This is a genomic window from Paenibacillus lautus (assembly GCF_050482385.1).
In the GTDB taxonomy this organism is placed as follows: domain Bacteria; phylum Bacillota; class Bacilli; order Paenibacillales; family Paenibacillaceae; genus Paenibacillus_AQ; species Paenibacillus_AQ lautus_B.
Window position 1 is genome coordinate 186282 of sequence record NZ_JBCNHV010000016.1, and the last position, 21639, is coordinate 207920.

Consider the following 21639-nt stretch of genomic DNA (forward strand, 5'->3'; position numbering starts at 1 on the left):
CTGTAAAGAAAGCTGATGCCGATTAGATAAAAACCTAATCGGCATCATGTTGTCCCGTATTCTGAAGGATGATTTTGTAGACATCTGTAATTCTATGGTTCATGTGTAATAAAGTGTAGGGCTGCCCAAATGGCAGCCCTTCTGTCTTAATCCAAAATTTCACTTGATCGCGGTCTTAATGTATTCATTAATCTCCATTAATGATAAGAACAGGATGAATGGCCGTATCCGAATGTTCCTTGGTCGCATAATCTGCGCCCATATCTTCATCTAGACCGACGATGCGGAAGCTTACGACTCCATCCGATTGACTGTTCACAAATGAAGTGACATCAAAGCTCACATAGGCACCTTTTTGACTTACCGTCACGGTCCCCAATGCAGTCCCGGCTTCTGTCGGCTGGTTAGTTGCGTTGATCGACGTTTCAGACCATACATCATCGTTGATTCCTCTGGCTTCCACTGTATAGGAACTCGTATTGCTATGAATATTGGTTACATAGATTTTAAGAATAGCAGAGCTTACGGACCCGCTTAATGAGGTCGTATCAAATTTCAAGTAACCTGCTCGATCGTAAGAGGCATTGGAGGCGCGCAGCTTTACCGTCATCGTATTCTGGGAGCCATATTGATCCCCGGCATACGTACCGCCACGAATGAAGCTGTCCTCGATCGCTGTAAGTTTGACAGGGTTCACCGTATCCCCGCTCGTGGTCGCACTGATTTCGTTGCTTGCAGCCGAAACGTTGCCGGCTGCATCTTTCGCTTTGACCGTAAACGTATACGTCGTGTTGGCGTTTAACCCGTTAACCGTCGCTATCGTGTCGGTAACGGTGGCAGCCAACGTGGCGCCCTCATAAACATCGTAACCAGTAACACCTACGTTGTCCGTTGCTGCACCCCATGAAAGCGTAACGCTGGAGGAGGTCGTGTCGGTAACCGCCAAATTCGTTGGTACCGTTGGTGTCTCCGTATCCGAGCTGCCCGTAGAATCGGTTCCGAACACTGCAAACTCATATAAGGAGTATCCGTAGGAGGTACCTCTGGCCGTGCCGTACATTCTCACGTATCTCGCATTTCGGTCCGGAATGGCAATATCATCTATGGCGCCATTCCCGGTTGTTGTGGAGAATACATCCGTCCAATTGGTAGGTGTTCCGTTATCGACAGATACTTGAATCTTGTAACTCTTCGCATAGGCTTCTTCCCAATTTAATTGGATTCGATTGATGTTCTTCACTGCCCCGAGATTGACATAAATCCATTGCGGGTCAACGCCTTCTGCGCTTGCCCATCGCGTTGCCAGGCTGCCGTCAAAAGCTTTAGCAGGCTCAAAGCCCGAGGCTTCGGTTGAGCTTGCAACGGCTGTCTTGTTCAAGGCAAGATTCGGGGACGATGTCTCGTTATTTGTTGTGGCTGTCACTGCATTGCTCGCGCCCGATATATTCCCGGCGGCATCTTTGGCTTTGACCGTAAAGGTGTAGGCCGTGTTGGCGCTCAAGCCGCTGATGGTCGCATTCGTTCCTGTAACGGAAGCCGCTGGTACTGAGCCGTTATAAATCTCATAACCCGTAACCCCTACATTATCCGTAGAAGCATTCCATGAAAGAGAGACACTGGACGAAGTCTTTCCAGTAACCGCCAAATTCGAAGGGGCCGTTGGTGCTTGCGTATCTGCTGGGTTGCCTCCCCCTCCTGGCTTCCACCAGTTACCTGAAATGAACAGCATGTTTAAGAGAGTGAAGCTGTCGCTGTAATAACCGGATTTATGACTTTTCATCCAGTCCCAGCCGCTATTGATCCAGGCCTGGTTTCCGCTGTTCGGGGTTCCTGCCGAAATAAACGGAGCGACAAAAACACCTTCCGCCCCGCTTGCCGATGGAGACACCGTTCCGTTCAATAGATACCCGTCCCTAATATTGTTGGGGTTGCCGCCTGTCTTTCCTTTGATCCAGGCAACCTGTTTATCGGTGATCGATTTGGCTCTCGTCTCACCATAATGCGCATAATCCATCACAATCCTGAGTGGTACCCGAGCGGCATTATAATTGTATTCGTCCGTTTCCGGGAACTCTTCCAAATAATCTCGCGGAGCGGGCTTCGGAGGATTGTCAACGACAAAATCCGAAATCAACCCCGTGTTCGGCGAATAGGAGGCGCTGAATGAATTATAGACGTTGTACAGGTTATTGATGACATTCAACCACGTTGAATCGCCGGTAACCTCGTAAAAGGCTCTTAAATGGCTGAGCATCCAATCCGAAGGTCTCGTGTTCAGTGCGCTTTTGCTATCCCAATCGCCGAGATTTAACCGGTTGTTAGTCGTGACATTGCTTTTCTTGATTCCATCCGTAATCATTTTTTTGGCTTCGGCCAAATAATTGATTGTACCGGAGGAACCCCATTGATCATGAGCGAGAATGAGCGAGTAAGCGATGTCCAGATCCCCGTCGGTCGCCGAGTAGAAATCTCCCTGTGCGTTTTTGGAGTCCGCTACGACCCAGCCCATCAGGTTAGAATTTCCCTTGCTTTTATAGGCTCTGGCTGTTTTGAACAGGCCGTCGTAAATGGTTTTGGCATTCGGATCATAACCAGCCATTAACACCGTAATGAGCATGCCGTATCCTTGACCTTCGGAAGAGCCCAACGCCTTATACCCGCCTGGTTCTCCTGTAATTTCGCCTCTTACATAATATCCGCCGGGCAAGGAGGACAAGTTGCTCTTCAAATAGCTGGATTTCCATGAATTATAGTAAGCGATAACGTCTGCATTCAATTGCGACTGCGAGAGATGATTGGGCTTCGTAATTCCAGCAAAGCTCGCTTGCTGGGGAAACGGCTTTTTCTCGCCTGCTGCATGGGCTTCTTGTACAAACACCGGTGAGAGAAAAGTCGACATCAAAAGGACGAGGCAAAGTGCGTGAATTGACCATTTTTTTAACATTCCTATTCCTCCTATTGGATTGGTTTCGGGCATCTTGCCTGTAACCATAGTTACTTCTAAAAGATAAGCCCTGTGTCATTGCTGATCATATCGCCGGGATTCGTATCGCTGCTTGAAGCAGCGGAACCGTACACCTCAAACTCGTACAAAGAGTACCCATAGGATGTTCCTCTTACCGTGCCATACATCCTTACATATCTGGCATCCCGTGTTGCGAATGCGATTTCGTCCGTCCCTCCGTCACCGGTTGAAGTGGAATATACCTCCGTCCAATTTACTGGCGCTGCCGTATCCGTCGACACTTGAATTTTGTAGTTTTTCCCGTAGGCGTCTTCCCATAAGTTTGACTTTATTAATGCTTTTCACAGAACCAAGGTCAACGTAAATCCATTGCGGATCAGCTCCCTCGGCACTTGCCCATCTCGTGGTCGTACTACCGTCGAAAGCCTGGGCTGGGCCTAAACTCGAAGTTTCATTTGAACTTGACTTTGCGGTTTGGTTTAGGGCCAAATTCCCGGAGGGAGGCGTCATTTCATTGGTTGTTAGGCGCTTGCGTATCTTCGGTATTGTCTGACCTGCAATCCAACACTGCCGTTCCGCTTCCCAATAATGAATTTCCGGAGAATGTCAGGCAGTCATAAACGCCTTTGTTCGGAGAAAGCCCGTAATCCACCTTTTCGTTGTCTGTCCAGGTACTGATCAGCGTGCCGGCCGGCTTCTCCAGATGCGTCCATTTGCTTCCGTCCCATCCGATTTGATAGATACGGTGAGGATCATGATAGGGTGTATAGGTCGTATAACTTCCGCCTTCCGTTTCCTGCTTGCTCATATTGTTATTAAAGAACACATTCTGCTCACCCGTTGAGCCGGACCACTTGGAAGCATGAGGGCCCGCTCCATACCAGATGGGGTACCATGTTCCACCCTCTGGTTCTGCGCCACCTTCACCCTCGCCCCAGCTGCGATGAAGATACGGAACGGCGATCGTATTGTTCTCGATCAAGTTGCGTCGCTCCCAACCGCCATGCAGGTTCATATCCACCGTCATGGTATTGCCCGAGACAACGTTGCCCGTTGCCGACCATTGAAGCGTTAAATGGCGAACACGGTCAATCGTGTTGTTGATAATTTTGCTGTCGTATAATTTAGATCCGCGGAAGTAGCCGTGCCCTCCCTTGCCTTTATTCCATGAGCCGAAAATGATATTATCCCTAAACTCCATATGTCTCGCAAATTCGGTCACAATCGGATGCGAGCCCGTCATGTACGTACGAACCCCCTTCACCCACCCGTTTTGGGCCCATTTAAAAACAATCGCATGGATCGCATATTCCGGAGCCTCGTTGGTATACTTCAGACCAACACCGTCCGGGTTACCAACCGGGTCATAATCGTTTGCGTTTTTGTGGCTGTATGGGGTGTAAGAAATATCTTGGGTAAAATAAAAATGTTCAAAGCCGACGCCTTCTACCAGCTTGATCGGCATGACCTTGCTGTAGTAGGTTGTTCCCAAGATTCCTCCTCCGTTGCTATACGGAATGTCAAATTCAAGCGGTTTGTCGATGGTCAGCGTATCCCCGCTCACACTGGTCACCTTAAACATTTGGCTGCGCATGTGCTGATTGATCCAATACGATTCGGGCGCCTCCATGAGCTGATATAAACCCGGCGTATTGGCCGCTCCGACATAGATCGTATCCCCTGCCTTGAATTTGCTTCCGCTTCCGCTCGCCAATTTCACTTGACTGCTGCCTTTCATTCCTCCGCCTGCGCCTGCTACTTTAACGCCGCTTTTCCAATGGAAATTGATGCTGCCTTCATAATCGGGTTCACTCGGGCTTTTGGTCCGATCTTCCACACGAAATGCCCCATACCCGGGCCAGAGCTTTCCATCGATGACGGGAAGGCCGTCGTCCGAAGCATACGTGCTGGCAGGCTTGAACACGATCTTCGTACCTGTGGCCGGGTCAGCGCCTGCACCTCTGAACGTAACCCAGCTGGCATCAGCTCGGATGAATTTACTCAGATTGATTTGACCGACAGGAAACTGCAAAACAGCCCGGTTTGTCTCACTGACCTTAGCACCATTCACGGTTAAAGAACCGTTGCGGATCGAGTCGATGACCGCCTGCAGCGCATCGGAATCATCCATACCGTCATTGGCAATGACACCCTTACTGACCAAATCGATAACCGTCCCACCATCCGGGAGAGACGTCCCGCCCTTATATCCCGCTTTGGACCAATCCGGAAGCGACGGGTGCACCCCGGCAGCTTCTGCTGTTGAAGACGGAGGAAACCCCCATAAAACCAGAGCAAGGATCGCGCCCAGTACCAGCGCAGAATATTTTCTCGCCTCTACCATCCAATCGACTCCTCCCTAAATATGAAGTTGTAAAGCGACTAGCGAACACTCGGTATAAGCAATCCCCCTCTCACGGAGTTGTAAAAAACCACATTCTGGGATGTATACAAATTATTGTATGGTATCTTAGTTCTAATCCCATTTCTCGAATTCGGAAAGGGACTAAATTAAGGTGTGTTGTTGTTTTTTTTAGGTTGTCATGTAATCGGTTCTGGATTTAAATATAGTAGAAGGGACACTAGTGTACCCGATTCGGTAAATACACATAAAAGCCTGTATTTCCTTGAGTAGGAAACACAGGCTTTTTTCGTTGAATAGAAACCCAGTTGAGATTATGATTGCTGTCTAAATTCCTGCGGAGAAACTCGATATACTTTTCTGAACATTTTGGAAAAATGCGAGAAGTTATGATAGCCAAAGCTTTTGGCTACTTCGGATATAGGGATGGTCGAGTTCGAGATTAAATCTTTGGCCTGCGACATCCGGGCATACAATATGTAATCTGTAATCGATTCGCCTACCTCGCGTTTGAACAGACGGGAAAGATACGCAGGATTGAGATGTACGAAGCTGGCCAGCTGTTCTCTTGTGATCGGTTCGTGCAAATGCTCCTTTATATAGGACTGTATACGTTGAATCACGGAGCAATTCGGATGGAGCTGATCATGGATAACCTGAACGGCTTGAAGCACCGAAGCTTTCAATTGTTCAAGATTACGCGGCTGAGCATACAGATGAATTCCTGCCTGATCCTGAAACAACTCTAACGCAGACAGTCCATTTTTATGAAGAATATAATGGACCATTTGCATAAATTCTTGTCGGAAGCCTTCAAGCTCACTAACCGAAAGCTCTGGATTTCGACTCAATTCCTCGATACGTCCATGAATCTCTCTCTGTATTTCTTCTAGCTGTCCATGCTCCATAAGTAGGGTCCATGTCGATATTCGCGGTATCATTGTCTTAATGGAATGGGTGCCTAATGAAGTCAGCCAATACACTTGGTTGGATTTATTCAAATTGTTGTACTCCATCTCCAGCAGCTGCCTGTACGTATCGGCAATTTCATACATATTGGAACGATTGCCGATATAACAGGAAATATTACAACCGAAGTAGGTATGACAGTCCTGAATGTATTTTTTACAGCGCAAGTTCAGTTCATGAGTGGAATCCCCCTCCGTCCCCTCCTCTCCAACAATAAGGACGACATTCACCCCCTGCTTGGTCTGAATGACCTCTCCATTGCCGGTAGGCAATAGCATTTCGGATGCACCTTTGCGGATAGCGTATTCCATGATCTCTTCATCCTTTGTGCTGAGCTCGCGCAGCCAGGATTCCACGCTCACCAGAACAGGCATGAATACAGCATCTTGCAGTCCGCTAAGCTCATGCTCTTCAAGAACATCCCTAACATTAGCCGGAGTGCAGACGATTCTTCCCGAAAACACATCATTCCAGAACTTATCCGTGATCAGGCTTTTTTTCTTCCGCCACAGCTCATAATATGGTTTGTAATGCTCGCGCATATGACGGAGTTCCCGCTCCTGTTTAATCGAATGCAGCGCTTTGGCTATGGTTGCCTGAAGCACATCAAATTCGATCGGTTTTAACAAATAATCGAAGCCATCCAGTTGAATCGCTCTCTTCATAAAGTCAAAGGCGGAGTGGGCGGTAAGAAAAATGGTCTCTGTATCGGGAGAAATATCATTCACCCGCTCGAGCAGTTCAATCCCTGTCCCTTTGGGCATTTCAATATCACAGATCATAATATCAATCGGAGTGCGTTCAAAAACCTGTAATGCATCGCGCATATTATAAGCCTCATACACTTCAGACACCTGCAGATCCTGCCAATTCACGCCGCTCTTAATTCCCATTACCGCATAGATCTCATCATCTACAATAAGTGCCTTAAACATGTGACTACCCCCATACAGATCATCAATATGAAGTAAACTGCTCTACCGTCCGGATAGGAAGTACAATTCTAATCCTGGCCCCGGAATCCGGAGCGTTATCAAACTCAAGGCGAGTCATATGCCCAAAGATATGCTTAAGACGATACTGTACATTGGTGATGCCTAAATGCTCCCCTGTCTGATTCTCCATGTAACCGCCCGATTGTAATTGCTCCAGCACTTCCTGGGAGAAGCCACTCCCGTTATCGGTGATCACAATCTCCAATTGTTCATGCCTGGTAAGGCTGATATGAATGGCAATATGAAAAGGATGTTCCATGAAATCAAATCCGTATTTAATTGCATTTTCAATAAAAGGCTGAATTAATAGCGGCGGGATTGCCGCTTGGGCTGCGCCATCCGATATATGTATTTCATAGGTGACTCGCTCCGGGAAACGGACCTGCTGTATTTTGATGTAGCTCTCCATATGCTCCATTTCTTCCGCGATCGTCACCGCAATTTGATTCGTTTTCGTTGTGAAACGGAAGTACTTGACGAGGTTCATGCACATGAGTTGGATCACGCTATAATTCTTAATTTCAGCCAAATTGTAAACGATATTGATGGAGTTCAATAAAAAATGGGGATTGATTTGGAGCTGTAAATGCTTAAGTTCGGCTTTATGCGCTTTGATCTGTTCCTCGTAAACACTGATCTTCAGCTCATGAATCTCGGAGGCCATACTGTTGAAGGTTTCGTTGATCATGTTGAATTCCTTCGCTTTAGAAGCATGAAGCCGCGTATTCCAATCTCCGTGCTTGATCCTGCGCATTCCGCGGACAAGATTGTTCATAGGCTTCAGGATAATCTCATTGAGATAAACCAAATAGATAATCAGAATGATGAAAGCCACGATGGATATGATGATAATCCCTCTCCGAAAGTGATACAGATTCTTCAGCATCTGGGACTCGGGTATAAAAGCGCTTAGTATGACATCGGTGCCCTGAATCTGATTCATGACTACGATATATTTTTGATCGTCCTTCTTCACGATTTGATACACTTCGTTGGATTCAGAAGCAAGCGAGGTATTCAGCCGGTTCGTTCCGATCGCTGACGTGTTGGTCAACAATTCACCCTGCTCATTCACAAAGCTGGCAAAGCCATATTCCAAGTGAATCAGATCCAGCGGTATCATCAGGTTCTCCAGTTCTACAAATGCCCCGAGGTAAAAATCATCTCCCGTATCCACCAGCCTGATCAACGCGTATTTATGTTGGCTGTACTCAATGGCCTTCCATTCGCGGAAATAGGCGCTGTCCGGTTGAACCTCCTTGACCAGCTGTTCAATGGTCGTTTTGATGGACAACAGCTCATCGTAGGATTGAGTCTTAATCGGTGTATTGAATAAATCCTGCTTCTGTACGGAGTAAATAAATTGAAGATCGACGCTGTTGTCAAACCGGTGATAACGCGTAAACGTATTCAAGATTCTGGCCTTGGCAAGATAGTACTCATCGGGATCATTCAGAAGCTGTGAGAGTGCCGCAATGTTCGGATCTTCAACGGCAATATTGTACAAAAAATTCGTCTCCTTGTTCAGGGCTGCCTCGATCTGGTGGGAATAGAGGATCATCGAATTTTTATTCGAGTCCGCCACCTGCTCCCTGATCGTATTGGATGCATAGTAGTTGTTGTAGAGAAGCAGGGCTACAAGAGGTACCGCGATCGTAAAGAAACCGATGATCAGCTTAAAGCGAAGCGAGTCTTTAATATTCAACATAGGCATACACTACCCCGGCTCCATGGAAAAGGTTTGCAGAATGTACTTCCGCAGTATAGCAGTCCATCTACACTCTGAGTATAGTCACATACAGGAAAAAAGGAAATCCCTTCTAGGACATACAACGATAGTCCTGGTACGGAATCCCCCTATTCCCTTATCTTCGTTATTTCTGAGTTTCTGCCCACGCCGCCAACTGCTTTTCAACCTCAGCTTTAACCTTGTCAAAGCCGGCAGATTTCCGTTTTTCTTTCCATTTAGCAATAATCTTCTCCGGATCAACGGCTCCCGATTTTAAAGTGGCCCCGAACTCTTTCTCGACATTCGCTATGGATGCCATCTCCGATTTAACCGGTTCTTGATTAAAGGCAAATCCAAGCGCAATCGAATGCTCCGCTCGTTCATTAAACTTCTTGAACTCTTCCCATTTATTCGGATCTTCATTTACCCATAAATAAGAATTGAACTGGTTCCCGAACATCCAGCCTCCCGGATTCGGATAGCCTTGCGTGTCCGCATTCACACCTTCAGGGTAATCGATCACGTTATCAGATTTCTTCACATAATGTTTACCTTCGATCCCCCAGTACAGCATATTGAGCAGTTTCGGATCACTGTACAGCAGATTAAGGAACATCATGGCTCTTGCAGGATCCTTAGAGGTACGCGAAATTCCGAGCATCGCGCCCTGCGCGTCTCCTGTCGTCGTAAACGGCTCCGCCGTCTCTACCTGCACAACTTCTACACCCGATGTTATGCTCATTTCCTTGTCTTTCCCTGGCTTTAAGGATTGGGCAACTGCAAAGGCTTTGCCCGCCTTAATCATATTCATGCCTTGATCCGCGTCTGATGTCAGGATATCCTTATCAAACCAACCGTTCTGATTCCACTGATGCATACGTTTGTAGAAATCGATGAATTTTGGATCCTCCAGGGTATCCACGGCTTTCAACTCTTTACTTCCCCGCGGAATCGAAAGATTGGCAACGATGCTATCATAATTGGCTGCATCCCAAATATTTGTGAATTTGCTTGAAACAATTGGAATCACGCCAGGTTCATTGTCTTTAATCGTTTGGAACATCGCTTCCATATCTTCCAGGGTCTTGACGCCATTAATATCGAACTTGTATTTATCCACAAGCTTCTTGTCGAGAAGGAATCCAAATCCCTGTCCGAATTCTTTCTTGGTCGGGAGCGCGTACAGCTTACCGCCAATTCTGGATCCTTTAATAAAATCCTCTCCGAGAATGCCCGGAATATCTTTGCCGTATTGGGCCATTAATTCGTCGAGGTCCAAATACTGCCCTTTGGCGACATCTTTCGCGTATGAGAACCAGCTGGCTGTGAACATCAAATCAAAAGGCTCATTCGAAATTTTCATTAAGTTGGTCTTATCATCCCAAGAAGCCCATTCAATAGGCTTGAGCTCGATGGTTGCATTGATCTTTTCCGTCAGATATTTGCTCATTTCCTCCTGAACAAGCTGCAAGTCTTTAGGAGCGGTTGCCGGATATACGAGCGTTATTTTATAGGGTTCCGTTTGGGTTTGTTTGCCGCCGGTATCCGAAGGATTTTCGGTTCCCCCCTTACTGCAGCCTGTTAATGCCAGCATTCCGCAAAGCATGATCATAAGCACCAGATGATGCGCTTTTTTCATATCCCTGAGTTCTCCTCTCAACAATTAACTTTAATATAAGGCATGAAATAGATTGCAAACCACCTGCCTGCCCCACCTCCTCTAATGAACGATCGCATGGGCTGCTAACCTTTTACGGCACCGGTTGTAATTCCGCTAATGTAATACTTCTGGAAGAACGGATAGGCGAACATCAAGGGGGCAATGCCGACGATCGCAAGTGCCATGCGGACGGTTTCCCTCGGCATCTTGGCGAGCAGGTCCCCAACTTGGGCCGAACTGTTCGACTTCATAAGAAGATACTGAATATTCGTGAGCGTCTTTGTCATCAGATACTGGATGTTATACAGCTCGGGTTTATCGATAAACAGCATGCAGTTGTACCAGTCATTCCAGTAGGATAACGTGTTAAACAGTCCAATCGTGGCCATAATCGGCAAAGAAAGCGGAACGACGATTTTAAAGAAAATCTTCAGTTCGCTTGCACCGTCAATCGTCGCGGATTCAACCACGGATTCGGGTATGGTCGAGGCGAAAAAGCTCCGCATGAGCAGCACATTGAAGGCGCTTAACAGCAAGTTGGGGATGATCATGGCAAAAATCGTATTTTTCAGATCAAACATATTCACATAAGTGATATACCAAGGTACCATTCCTCCGCCAAACAGCATGGTGAAAAAAATGTAAAAGGAAATGGTGCGGCGAAACGGCAGCTCGGGTCTGGATAACGGATAAGCAAAAAGCGCTGTTATCAAAAGGCTTACGACGGTTCCAACCAGCGTGGTCAAGATCGTAACTCCATAAGCTTTCGCTATTTCCGAAAAATCATGGAATAAAAATTGATAGGCCGCAAAGCTGATTTGACTGGGAAACAATGAGTATCCGTTCTGTAGGATGGAATCCTCACTGGATATCGACACCATAAAGACCAGAATGAACGGAATTAACGAAGCGACTGTAAATGCCCAGAAAAACAGGTGAATCGAAGATGCGCCGATCCATTTTTTAGGGCTCCATTCTTTCACCATTTCTATCTCTCCCCCCTCTGTTAAAATAAAGCGTCACGTTTATTAATGCGTCTTACTGCCGTATTTGCTACTAGGATGAGCACTAAACAAACGACGGATTGATAGAATCCAGCTGCTGTCGACATGCCGATATCCCCCGATTGAATCATGGCACGATAGACAAAGGTATCGATGGTATTCGTTGTCGGGATCAGAGCGCCTGTGTTCATAGGAACCTGATAGAATAATCCGAAATCCGACCGAAGAATGCCGCTGACCGCAAGCAGGGTCATGGTGGTGATAACAGGCAAAATGAGCGGGATGGTGATCCGGGTCATCTGTTTCCACTTGGTTGCACCATCAATCGTGGCAGCTTCATAGTATTCTTTGTCTATTCCGATTATGGAAGCGAAATAGATGATGGATAGATAACCTACGTTCTTCCATGCATTTACGATGACCAGGATGTAAGGCCAATACTTGGGTTCTCCATACCAAGACACCGCCTCCGAACCAAACCAATTGATCAATAACCTGTTCACAAGGCCACTGTCCACATTCAAAAAGCTGTAGACCAGATACGCGACCACGACCATCGAGATGATATGCGGCAGCAGGAATGTGCTTTGATAGAATCGGCTGATCGCTTTATCCTTAATTTCATTGATCAGCAGCGCTACCAGAACAGCTAAAACCAGGTTCAACACAATAAAAACGAAATTGTACAGGAAGGTATTCCGAGTAATAATGTACGCATCCTGTGAGTTGAACAAGAATTTAAAGTTATCGAAACCGGCCCACGCACTCCCCCATATGCCATCGACATAATTATAATTTTTAAATGCTAGAATTACGCCGTACATCGGGACATAGTTGTTGATGAACAAGTAGACGATCCCCGGCAATGTCATTAGCAGCAGCCACTTATACTTCTTCAGCCTCTTCCTTAAATGAGACGAACCCCTCATGTTCCAGCCCCTTCTTATCATGTCATGTAAACCCTTACACCCCCATTCTATAATCAATGATTCTGGTCAACCACTATCCATATGACTTTCTGATACCACAATGGTGACTTCTTCTCATCCGGCAACTGGCGATTGACAGCAATAGCCATGATCATTATTGAGCCAAATGCTTCTTCCCGTGTTCCCCTTGTTTGCTAGAGGCATAATCGCTGTTCTGGTTCATATAAAGATCCGGGCGGATTGTTAAATGAATAAGGGGTGTTGGCGGAAATGAGGAAATCGCTGCATTTTAAGACGAATAGCTCGTTTAAGATCGTCCAGTTTTCCGATACGGAGTTTTGTGAACCGGATGAGACACTTCGCTGTTCTTAAATGCAAAAAAAGAGCAGAGTTAAAACTCTGCTCTAATGTACACTATCTGTATATTGGAAGTTTCTTCTTTCTTTAACTTTGACTGATATGCTGGTCTGGCCATAACTTTAAGCATTAGCTTTTTATAATAAATACCCTCCCGCCCTATAAAGTTGAGGAGATACTACCCTGTTCACGAAAAGATTTCATTGAAGTAGTTACATTGTTTTGGATATATTGGAATCGGCTCGTTTGGGTGAACGAATGAATAACAGCGCTAATACCGCACCTGCAAAAGCAACAATGCCGGACCAGAAGAACGCGGCTTGAAACCCACTATTCAACGCTCCCACAGGGTCATTTCCAGCATAAGAAGCGGTTGTTGTAGCAGCAATCGCCACCATGATCGCAAGGCTGATTGCTGAACCAATCTGATAGCTCGTATTGGCCAGTCCTGACGCTAGCCCTGCTTCCTCCGGTTTTGCCCCGGACATTGCTGCCATCATGGAAGGAATATAGGCAAGAGACATTCCGAGAGCCCCTAATAACGATGCCGGCAGCACGTTCACCAGGAAGTTGCCGTCGACTGGCGTATTATTGGAGAACATAATCATCGAACCACCTAATGCAATTAATCCAATTATAATATTTGCTTTTATACCGAACTTTGCGATTAACTTGCCTGTTATCACAATCATGAAGATAGCGATCAGGAGAGTCATTGGAAGCAAAGCTATCCCTCCGGCAAAAGCTGAGAATTTAAGAATTTGCTGCATGTATAAATTAAGAAAATACCAAAGTGGTATCCACCCGCCGGATAACAGAATAAGCGCTAAATTCCCTGCAGCCAGGTTTGGAGCTTTAAAAATTTCAAGAGGTACCAGCGGTTCCTTCTTCACGGTTTGAACAATAAGGAAGAGGATAAATAACACTGCACCCGAAATCAGAGTCCACACTGTCGCTGGAGCGCCCCATCCATTATGTTCTGCAGTTACAATTCCGTAAACAATCAGAACCAATGCTGCTGTAACAAAGACAGAACCCACGATATCAATGCTGCCTTTACCTCGTGTTCCTTTTGTCAAAATTCCAGGAGATAAGATTAAGGCTAGGATTCCGACTGGAACGTTAATTAAAAATGTCCATTCCCAGCTTAGCCACTCGGTAATAACACCTCCTAGAAATACGCCAGCAGATCCTCCCGCAGCAGCCGATGCTCCCCAGAATCCAAGTGCTTTGCCTAATTCTTTAGGACTCCCACTAAACAACATCATGACAATAGTTAGAGCCGAAGGTGCTATTAATGCGGAGCCGAATCCCTGTAAAGCACGGCCGACATTTAAAGCCGTTTCATTCCATGCAAGACCTGCAAGCAGGGATGCCAAGGTAAGAATGAAAAAACCCCACATGAACATACGTCTCTGTCCAAATAGATCGGATAACCTTCCTCCGAGCAGCAACAGACCACCGAAGAAAATAACATAGGCATTAAACACCCATTGTAAGCTTTCCTGTGAATATCCAAGTGCTTCTTTGATTGCCGGAAGTGCAACACCGATAATAGATGTATCCATAATGACCATAAAATTCGCAAGGCATAATAATGCAAGAGCTATCCATCGTCTCGGATCAGGTTGTGAAAGACCTTTTGCCTGCATAGACATACTATTCAACCTCCTTCAAATTAAATCACCGGTGATGATGAAATCACTTAAAATCGCGACGGCCGTCTACATCATGCGATTAAATGAAGCCAAGATTTTCCGATGACTTGTCGAAAATATAGTATAGCCCCCTACCCTATATTGTCAAGACGTTTTTTTTCGCAATTCACATAAATTCATAACAAAACCTCCCATTAGACCTATTAAAATAGGGTTTATCTAATGAGAGGTTTTTAATCTGTTTGCATTATCATTTTCTGTTAGTTCAGTAAAATTCATTTAGCAAAATCATGCTTGATTAATATAAAACAGAACATTTTCATAGTGTCTCATAAACCTTTTATAATCCGTTGTTTCCTTCAATACAATTATGGTTGGATAAGCATTTACTTTGCGTTGTTTTAATGCAGCAAATACTTCCTTCTGTTCGATGCAATAAAATTTGCCTTCTTTATACTGAATAAGAAGCGGTGGAAGAGCAGCTGCGTCTGCTTCATCGGTACAGTCATTCCCAGGCACGATTCCATTAAGTTCGATGAGACGCAAGGGAAACTTAATGACACCGAAATACAAACACTCTTTTCTCATAAAATCATGTAAACTAGGAGCTGCATTTCGGGTGTGGAGCATATAACAATAAATCCATTCTTCGAGCATTCCGATATTCGCATACTGCACAGCAGATCGTACAGTTGGAGCATAAGTGAATTGTCGGTCATCTTTCTTCGAATAAATGATTTTCTTAATGGAATCCAAAGATAAAAAGTACTCGTCCGCCAGTTCCGAAACCGTTACCCCATTGGCATACTTGTTGCGAATCATAATGTTACGCCTCTGTAATTGATTTCGGTAACCCGACTTCTCACCCCAACCCCTTTTTTCCTCTCCAGTAGGAATATAAAGAAGTTTTCCTGCAGCGTATTTCTGAATTTCTTTCAATAACTTCTCAGGTATGATATCGCTGGCATTTTCATATTTCATAGGATCACCCTTTATAAGGCGTATATTCGATCCTTCAGTTGACCAATAGACTTCATAATAGAATTGCAAGATTCTATATCGTCGATCGATGCATGCCACCGCAAAACATCGATTCCCTTATAATAAGCCATACATAAAAATCTTTCTTTAAAATCCGGTATGACAATGTTCCTTTTTTTGCAATACTCGAATAACATTTCAGGTATGTGTAAGTAAGGCTTATTTAAGTCCATAATGGCAAAATCTAAAAAGAAATCGCATATACCGGATCTGCTCCAGTCTGGGAAACCGACCGTCGTTTTTCCATCTGTGATCATTATTTCAAAAAACGTGTTATTATTTACCAAATAACGTTTTCCTTCACAATAATCAATTCTGGCGTCCATTTCCATCAAGTATTTTTCGACAAAGTCACGATCTAAAATCGTTGTATCATAGAGTTCCTTCCAATTAAACCAATATCCTTCTTTATCTTCTGCAAATGTGTCGATTAAAAATTGCCTGCAGGTACTATACTCCGTTTTACAATCCTCATTAAACTCACCGTAACCCTCTACTCTGGCTATATCCGATGTACTAATTTCTAAAATCTTGTTAAAAAACAATTCGTAGCAATCTGCAAATTCATCCGGGCTTAATTGATCCGCAACAAATCCATTGGGTGTCATACTTACTTGATCCGAAAGCATGGACTTAATTATACTGTCTTTACTCATGTTCGTATCTCCTTTACATCAACAATTGTTATACACATCAGTTGCGCACCTGATATGGGGTAATGATAACATTGGCCATGTATCGGATATAGGCAACGAATAGGTTTAGTCAACTTTACACCAGTCGTTTGTGATTACTTCTATTTTAACAATAGAGTTTACCCTCAATCATCGTCCAGTGCACTTGATACCTTTCGTCCATCAGGACGAGATCCGCATCGTAACCTACCTCGATTTTTCCTTTGTGAGATAAACCCAGAATACGGGCCGGCGTTGTTGAAGCCATGTGCACGGCATCCTCCATTGAAATTCCGTTAGCTACGGTCAGACGTAACGCTTCATTCATAGTCACGGTACTCGATGCTAAAGTGCCATCCGCAAGCCTTGCAATCCCCTCAGATACGGTGACGTGATGACCACCAAACATATAATTACCATCCCCTAATCCCATCGCCTGAAGTGCATCCGTAATCAGCACCATGCCTTCAGGCCCTTTGAGACGGTGCATTAATCGGACAATGGCTGGATGAAGATGGACTTGATCGACTATCGCTTGCAGGCTGACATGCGGTTCTTCAAATGCGGCTACAATCAGTCCGGGGTCTCGATGGTGAATCGGTCTCATGCCGTTAAAACAATGGGTTACATGACTCGCACCGGCTGTGAAAGCCAGCTTCGCTTCCTCGTATGTGGCATCGGAATGAGCTACGGCAACCACAACATCCTGTTCTTTTAGAAAGGATATCAGTTCCAAACCACCAGGCAATTCTGGTGCGATCGTTACCATTTTAATGAGCGAACCCGCTTCTTGAAAAATTAACTTTATTTCTTCCAGATTGGGGTGGCGAAGATATTTCTCGTTTTGCATCCCTTTACGCTTCGGATTCAAATAGGGGCCCTCCAAGTGAATGCCGGCAATCTTTGCCCCTTGTTCTCGTCCGATTACAGATTTTACGCTGCGAATCATATTGAGCAGATCCTCTATCGTCGAACTCACGGAAGTCGCCAGAAACGAAGTGCATCCGGTTGCAGCACAAGCGCGTGATACCTCTTGAATGCTGTCCTCGGTTCCGTCCATCATGTCATATCCATTGGCTCCATGAATATGAACATCTATCATCCCTGGTATGAGCCACATTCCTTTGCCATCAATTAGTTCAGCATCACCTTCGATTTTTTCAAGTTCTATTTTTTCAAGTTCTTGCGTCGGTTCAATTCTCTTCAACTTTCCGTTGGAAATCCATACCGTTGCAGAAGGAAGCATTTGATGAGGCAGGTGGACTTTGACATGTTGAATAATTTGGTTGTTCATTTCGACTCAACTCCATCTTGTTGGTTTTGGGTTCGACATTCTATAAGCGTAATATTTTTACGGTCTAATATTTCTTGTATTTCAACGGGAATCGATTGATCGGTTACAACAATATCGACGTGATCAAAGTCTAACTTGAACCTTGATTTCACCGCGAATTTGGTATGGTCTGCAACGAGTATGACCTGATCCGAGCGCCGGGCCATTTCTCTCTTCACCCGGACATCTTCTTCATATGGATAATAAAGTCCGTCAGGCCGGATTGACGTCGCACCGATGAACGCTTTATCGGCACGGATTTCACTGATTTTATCGATGACGGAAGGACCGTATAATAATCGGTTCTGGGTATGCAGGTAACCGCCGAGCACATAGATGCTCAGATCTTCTCGCTTGGAGAGTATCCCTACATTATCGATGGAGTGCGTAACCGCTGTTATCTGTTTCGCTTGAATATGTTCCGCAACAAATTGCACGGTCGTAGATACGTCCAAGAATACAGTCTCATGGTCCCGAATCAGTTTAGCACCATGCTCGCCGATAACGTTCTTGCTCGTAGGCTCATCAATAAGTCGTTCCTGATAAGAAGTAAGTTCCTTTTGCAGTTCAGGCAAGGCGACCCCTCCGTGGGTTCGAATGACCACTCCTTCTTGAACTAATCTGACAATATCCCTGCGTGCGGTATCCCGCGACACTTGAAAGAACGAGCATATCTCTCCAACACTCATCGTTTGATGTTGTTTTAAGTAATCCAGGATTTTTACTAATCGTTCCTCTTGGAACATATCCTACCCCTCCTTACTTAAGGATTCATATTCTAAATATAAGTATATATAAGTATTATAAAATAAACAATAAGTATATGTAAGTTAATTTCTATTATTGTGAAAACTAAAAAAACCACGATTATCGCGGTTTTTAAAGTGGCACAACGCTAACTTTTCGACATTACCCATTCCAATAATCGTGACATAAGTTCCATATACACTCACAAACAGGATGAAGACAGACCGCTTCTTGCATAGAAGCGGCCTTCCCTTACCATCGACGCAAGAGAGCCGTTAATAAGTAAACGATTGTTTTACACTGCCAATCCGTGCGTTTAAATATTGATTTTCTTGATATCTCATATTTTCAAACGCCTGTACTGCAGCATTGGCTACATCGATATCCTGAGCGCTCGTTCCTCCACTTACACCAATGCCGCCAACAACCCTGTCTTCGTGAACGAGCGGAATTCCACCGCCAAGTATAACGACTCTTCCCTGATTCGTCGTGTTAATACCAAATGTAGCTCCGCCTGGAAGCGCAGATTGCGCTAAATTCGCCGTCGGCATTTGCATCGCTACGCTGGTCCATGCTTTGCCAATGGCAATATCGATGCCTGCTATTCTGGCATGATCCATCCGATGAAAGGCAATGAGGTTCCCCCCTTCATCGACGATCGCTACGTCTGAATTTAGACCCATTTGCCGAGCCTGGTGTTCAGCAGTTTCCAATAACTTCTTAGCCGCAGTTAAAGTGAGTTTGTACATGGTAGCTCTCCTTTACTTAAAAGAAATACTACATTATATTGCCATTGCCTATATAGGTGAATTTCCTAATACTGGTACTTCCGGAATGCATGCTAAAGAAATGTCTCGGACACCCATTCAAAAAACTTTTCCTTCTCTTCAAATTGCGGATAATGCGCAGATTGATCAAACGCAATAAACTCCTTCTGATCGGCATCAAGCTTATCGAAAAATTCTTTTGCGGCATGGGAGGACGTCATATAGTCATAGTCGCCCATGATAAAGTAGCACGGTATTTCAAGTTTCGTTACAAGCGTTGGCAGCGGATGTTCTATAACTTCCTGCAACAAAACCCTTTGAGAGAAAGATATCCCAACGTTATATCGAATGACGTCCATTAAGTTATACTCGCTGCTTAACAGCATCCCAAGGCTATTGCCGTCGGGACTGTCCATAAGTCTTGAAGCTCCGCCATATTGAATGACATAATTTCGTGGAGTGAACATTTCGCCCTTTTGGATTTTATCGGTTAGTCCTTGCAGATATAAGACGTCTTCCGCGTGGCCGGCCTGTTGAGCTTGGCTGATTAAGTAGGTCAAGCTGTCCATCTCGCTTGTTACGGTATCCCCCATCTGACCAATCCCCACGTAAGCCTCGTATTTTTCGGGTGCCTTTTGGGCCGCCTGTGCAGCAATATATGTGCCATATGAATGTCCCATGAGGATTACCTTTTCTTTGCCAAGACGTTCCGAAACGTGATCCGTAATAGCCAATAAGTCATTTACCAGCAATTCCGATGAAAGATCAGCGTAATCCTCAAAAAAATGATAGGATTTCCCGCTGGCCCTTTGGTCGTAATGAACAACCGTAAACCGGGTTTCCAGCAAGTCTTGATATGCTGCAGCATATGGAATTTCCGGGGCGCCAGGTCCTCCGTGCACAAATAAAATGACGGGATTGTTCTTGTCATTGCCGCGTATCATCAGTTCTTGCTTGCTTCCATTGATCTCTACTTGTTCTAATATGCTAATACTATTTTCGCCTTTGATGGACGATGTCCATGTAGGAAAAATCAGGGCTGTTATGAGTAGCGCTGTTAGTGTTACCCCGATAATTCTTAATGTATTTTTTTCAATTTTCTCATGGTCTTAGGACACCTTTCTGCTTAAAACTTGAAGTGAATTGCGGAAGATCCAATGTAAATTCATACATTTCATTGTACCTTAGGCTCATTTACTCCAAATCCTTCCTAAGACTGAATTGGACCTAAACCCAGACCCTAGTCGAAGATATCAGCGGCATTAGAACAAAGCTTATAACAAAAAAAGCCGCTGATCTTGATACAGATCGGCGGCGTAGAAACTACCAGGTGGATAGTTCGGTCCTTTTCCAATTGTTTTGGGCAACGCAAACATATACATATTGGTCGTCCCAAGAAATCTGTCCTTGGCTGCATGCAGCACTGGACGAAGCGGGCGTATACTTTTCGCGAAGACGTAGCATATCCCCGTTTACATCGAGCTTGGTGTCGGGTTCATTTGTGCCAATTCCGATATTGCCGTCACTGCGCTGCACGGTGAGCGGGGAATCGAGCACTTTACCGTCATCTCCATAACGGACGAACTGCAGGTTGGCTCCCGCATTGTCACCCGATTCCTCTAAACTGTCGGCACGTACGGCCCATCTCGGTGTCGTCTCATTATCCTTGCCGGCTGCACTTAACTGGATATCCCGGTTCGTCCCGCTTTCGCCGGCGACCCGCAAGATACCACTCATGACATTGAAATTGGACGAATGCGTACGGATCTCGCTTACGTCGGTGTCAAACGGAATTTCAAACCGGGTAAACAACTGGTTGGGATATTGGCCGTTCGGCGACATGGTCGTCTCGAACGAGATATGCTTATGATCGCGCTGCTCCGGATTGTTTGCCTTGTCATGGGAAATGATTGCCGTCTTGTCCTTGCCATTCTCGTCAACCCAGACGATTGCCGGCTTGGCCCTTTCCGCCGTCCATTGCAATCGAATCAGATCGGACTGATGCCCTTCTTCCTCGATCCATTTCTTGTCGGTGGATAAATGAAGCCGCTCATTGTGCGGTATGCGTATATCGTCGCCGTTTTGCTCGGATTGTCCAAGTGTCGTTTCCACTTCCTTTTCCTGATCCGCACAACCCATTCCGAGCAAGAAGATGCTTACCATTATAATCATAATCGTCCCTAATAATTTCACAGTGTTTCCCTCCATTTATCTGTATGATTTGATTTCATTCGTGTTCATGAACAAAAACACTTTGTCTGATCGTATTATATCCAACACCCAGCGTACACCCATTTCATCAAACTTCCCGAAAAAATGATTCTTTTCGTCTATAAAGTTTTGTCGGATTTCGTCCGAAAGGGGTGCTTCGGTTGGTAATACAAAACAGCCCAAACTTTCATTTTTTTGTGGGCCCAGCAAGAGGGACTTTTGGGCCGTTCGGCAGTAA

15 protein-coding genes and 2 pseudogenes are annotated in these 21639 nt (G+C 45.2%); all 17 read right to left on the reverse strand.

The window, feature by feature from the left end:
• Positions 1–187: 187 nt before the first annotated feature.
• The gene (locus tag ABEW73_RS21090; RefSeq protein WP_430168236.1) at positions 188–1645 is read right to left on the reverse strand and encodes a DUF7594 domain-containing protein; all 1458 of its coding nucleotides are present in this window, start codon (positions 1643–1645) and stop codon (positions 188–190) included.
• A 51-nt stretch (positions 1646–1696) separates the two neighbouring features.
• Positions 1697–2863 (reverse strand): annotated as a pseudogene (locus ABEW73_RS21095) (glycosyl hydrolase family 8); the annotation flags it as partial.
• Between the two features lie 137 nt (positions 2864–3000).
• Positions 3001–3475 (reverse strand): annotated as a pseudogene (locus ABEW73_RS21100) (discoidin domain-containing protein).
• A 1-nt stretch (position 3476) separates the two neighbouring features.
• Entirely contained in the window at positions 3477–5309 is a 1833-nt protein-coding gene (locus ABEW73_RS21105; protein WP_430167797.1) for a hypothetical protein, read from the reverse strand.
• Between the two features lie 332 nt (positions 5310–5641).
• Complete coding sequence (locus ABEW73_RS21110) at positions 5642–7231, reverse strand: response regulator transcription factor (protein WP_430167794.1); 1590 nt, start codon at positions 7229–7231, stop codon at positions 5642–5644.
• 22 nt (positions 7232–7253) lie between these two features.
• Positions 7254–9005 carry a sensor histidine kinase gene (locus ABEW73_RS21115; RefSeq protein ID WP_430167791.1) on the reverse strand — a complete coding sequence of 584 codons (1752 nt, stop codon included), beginning with the start codon at positions 9003–9005 and terminating at the stop codon, positions 7254–7256.
• Positions 9006–9165: 160 nt separating this feature from the next.
• Entirely contained in the window at positions 9166–10659 is a 1494-nt protein-coding gene (locus tag ABEW73_RS21120; protein WP_430167788.1) for an ABC transporter substrate-binding protein, read from the reverse strand.
• Positions 10660–10763: 104 nt separating this feature from the next.
• On the reverse strand, positions 10764–11666 hold the full coding sequence (locus ABEW73_RS21125; protein ID WP_430167786.1) for a carbohydrate ABC transporter permease: 903 nt from the start codon (positions 11664–11666) through the stop codon (positions 10764–10766).
• Between the two features lie 20 nt (positions 11667–11686).
• Entirely contained in the window at positions 11687–12613 is a 927-nt protein-coding gene (locus ABEW73_RS21130; protein ID WP_076321666.1) for an ABC transporter permease, read from the reverse strand.
• Positions 12614–13182: 569 nt separating this feature from the next.
• A complete protein-coding gene (locus ABEW73_RS21135) occupies positions 13183–14628 on the reverse strand; it encodes an MFS transporter (protein WP_430167783.1) in 1446 nt (481 codons plus the stop codon).
• 288 nt (positions 14629–14916) lie between these two features.
• Positions 14917–15609 (reverse strand): CD3324 family protein, encoded by a 693-nt coding sequence (locus tag ABEW73_RS21140; protein WP_430167780.1) that lies wholly within the window; start codon positions 15607–15609, stop codon positions 14917–14919.
• Between the two features lie 11 nt (positions 15610–15620).
• The gene (locus tag ABEW73_RS21145; RefSeq protein ID WP_430167777.1) at positions 15621–16325 is read right to left on the reverse strand and encodes a hypothetical protein; all 705 of its coding nucleotides are present in this window, start codon (positions 16323–16325) and stop codon (positions 15621–15623) included.
• A gap of 145 nt (positions 16326–16470) precedes the next feature.
• The gene (gene nagA / locus ABEW73_RS21150; protein ID WP_430167775.1) at positions 16471–17637 is read right to left on the reverse strand and encodes an N-acetylglucosamine-6-phosphate deacetylase; all 1167 of its coding nucleotides are present in this window, start codon (positions 17635–17637) and stop codon (positions 16471–16473) included.
• Positions 17634–18422, reverse strand: coding sequence for a DeoR/GlpR family DNA-binding transcription regulator (locus ABEW73_RS21155; protein WP_430167772.1), 789 nt, complete (start codon positions 18420–18422; stop codon positions 17634–17636). Before ABEW73_RS21155 ends, nagA begins: the two co-directional genes overlap by 4 nt.
• Positions 18423–18698: 276 nt before the next feature.
• Positions 18699–19172, reverse strand: coding sequence for a GlcG/HbpS family heme-binding protein (locus ABEW73_RS21160; RefSeq protein ID WP_430167770.1), 474 nt, complete (start codon positions 19170–19172; stop codon positions 18699–18701).
• 92 nt (positions 19173–19264) lie between these two features.
• Entirely contained in the window at positions 19265–20287 is a 1023-nt protein-coding gene (locus ABEW73_RS21165) for an alpha/beta fold hydrolase (RefSeq protein WP_430168234.1), read from the reverse strand.
• Positions 20288–20513: 226 nt separating this feature from the next.
• Positions 20514–21383, reverse strand: a complete 870-nt coding sequence (locus tag ABEW73_RS21170) for a hypothetical protein (RefSeq protein WP_430167768.1) — start codon at positions 21381–21383, stop codon at positions 20514–20516.
• Positions 21384–21639: the final 256 nt, after the last annotated feature.

Excerpts from the sequence above, each read along its gene's own strand:
- ABEW73_RS21105 (WP_430167797.1), bottom strand. The coding sequence starts at position 5,309 with ATGGTAGAGGCGAGAAAATATTCTGCGCTGGTACTGGGCGCGATCCTT.
- ABEW73_RS21110 (WP_430167794.1), bottom strand. The coding sequence starts at position 7,231 with ATGTTTAAGGCACTTATTGTAGATGATGAGATCTATGCGGTAATGGGA.
- ABEW73_RS21115 (WP_430167791.1), bottom strand. The coding sequence starts at position 9,005 with ATGCCTATGTTGAATATTAAAGACTCGCTTCGCTTTAAGCTGATCATC.
- ABEW73_RS21120 (WP_430167788.1), bottom strand. The coding sequence starts at position 10,659 with ATGAAAAAAGCGCATCATCTGGTGCTTATGATCATGCTTTGCGGAATG.
- ABEW73_RS21125 (WP_430167786.1), bottom strand. The coding sequence starts at position 11,666 with ATGGTGAAAGAATGGAGCCCTAAAAAATGGATCGGCGCATCTTCGATT.
- ABEW73_RS21130 (WP_076321666.1), bottom strand. The coding sequence starts at position 12,613 with ATGAGGGGTTCGTCTCATTTAAGGAAGAGGCTGAAGAAGTATAAGTGG.
- ABEW73_RS21135 (WP_430167783.1), bottom strand. The coding sequence starts at position 14,628 with ATGTCTATGCAGGCAAAAGGTCTTTCACAACCTGATCCGAGACGATGG.
- ABEW73_RS21140 (WP_430167780.1), bottom strand. The coding sequence starts at position 15,609 with ATGAAATATGAAAATGCCAGCGATATCATACCTGAGAAGTTATTGAAA.
- ABEW73_RS21145 (WP_430167777.1), bottom strand. The coding sequence starts at position 16,325 with ATGAGTAAAGACAGTATAATTAAGTCCATGCTTTCGGATCAAGTAAGT.
- nagA (WP_430167775.1), bottom strand. The coding sequence starts at position 17,637 with ATGAACAACCAAATTATTCAACATGTCAAAGTCCACCTGCCTCATCAA.
- ABEW73_RS21155 (WP_430167772.1), bottom strand. The coding sequence starts at position 18,422 with ATGTTCCAAGAGGAACGATTAGTAAAAATCCTGGATTACTTAAAACAA.
- ABEW73_RS21160 (WP_430167770.1), bottom strand. The coding sequence starts at position 19,172 with ATGTACAAACTCACTTTAACTGCGGCTAAGAAGTTATTGGAAACTGCT.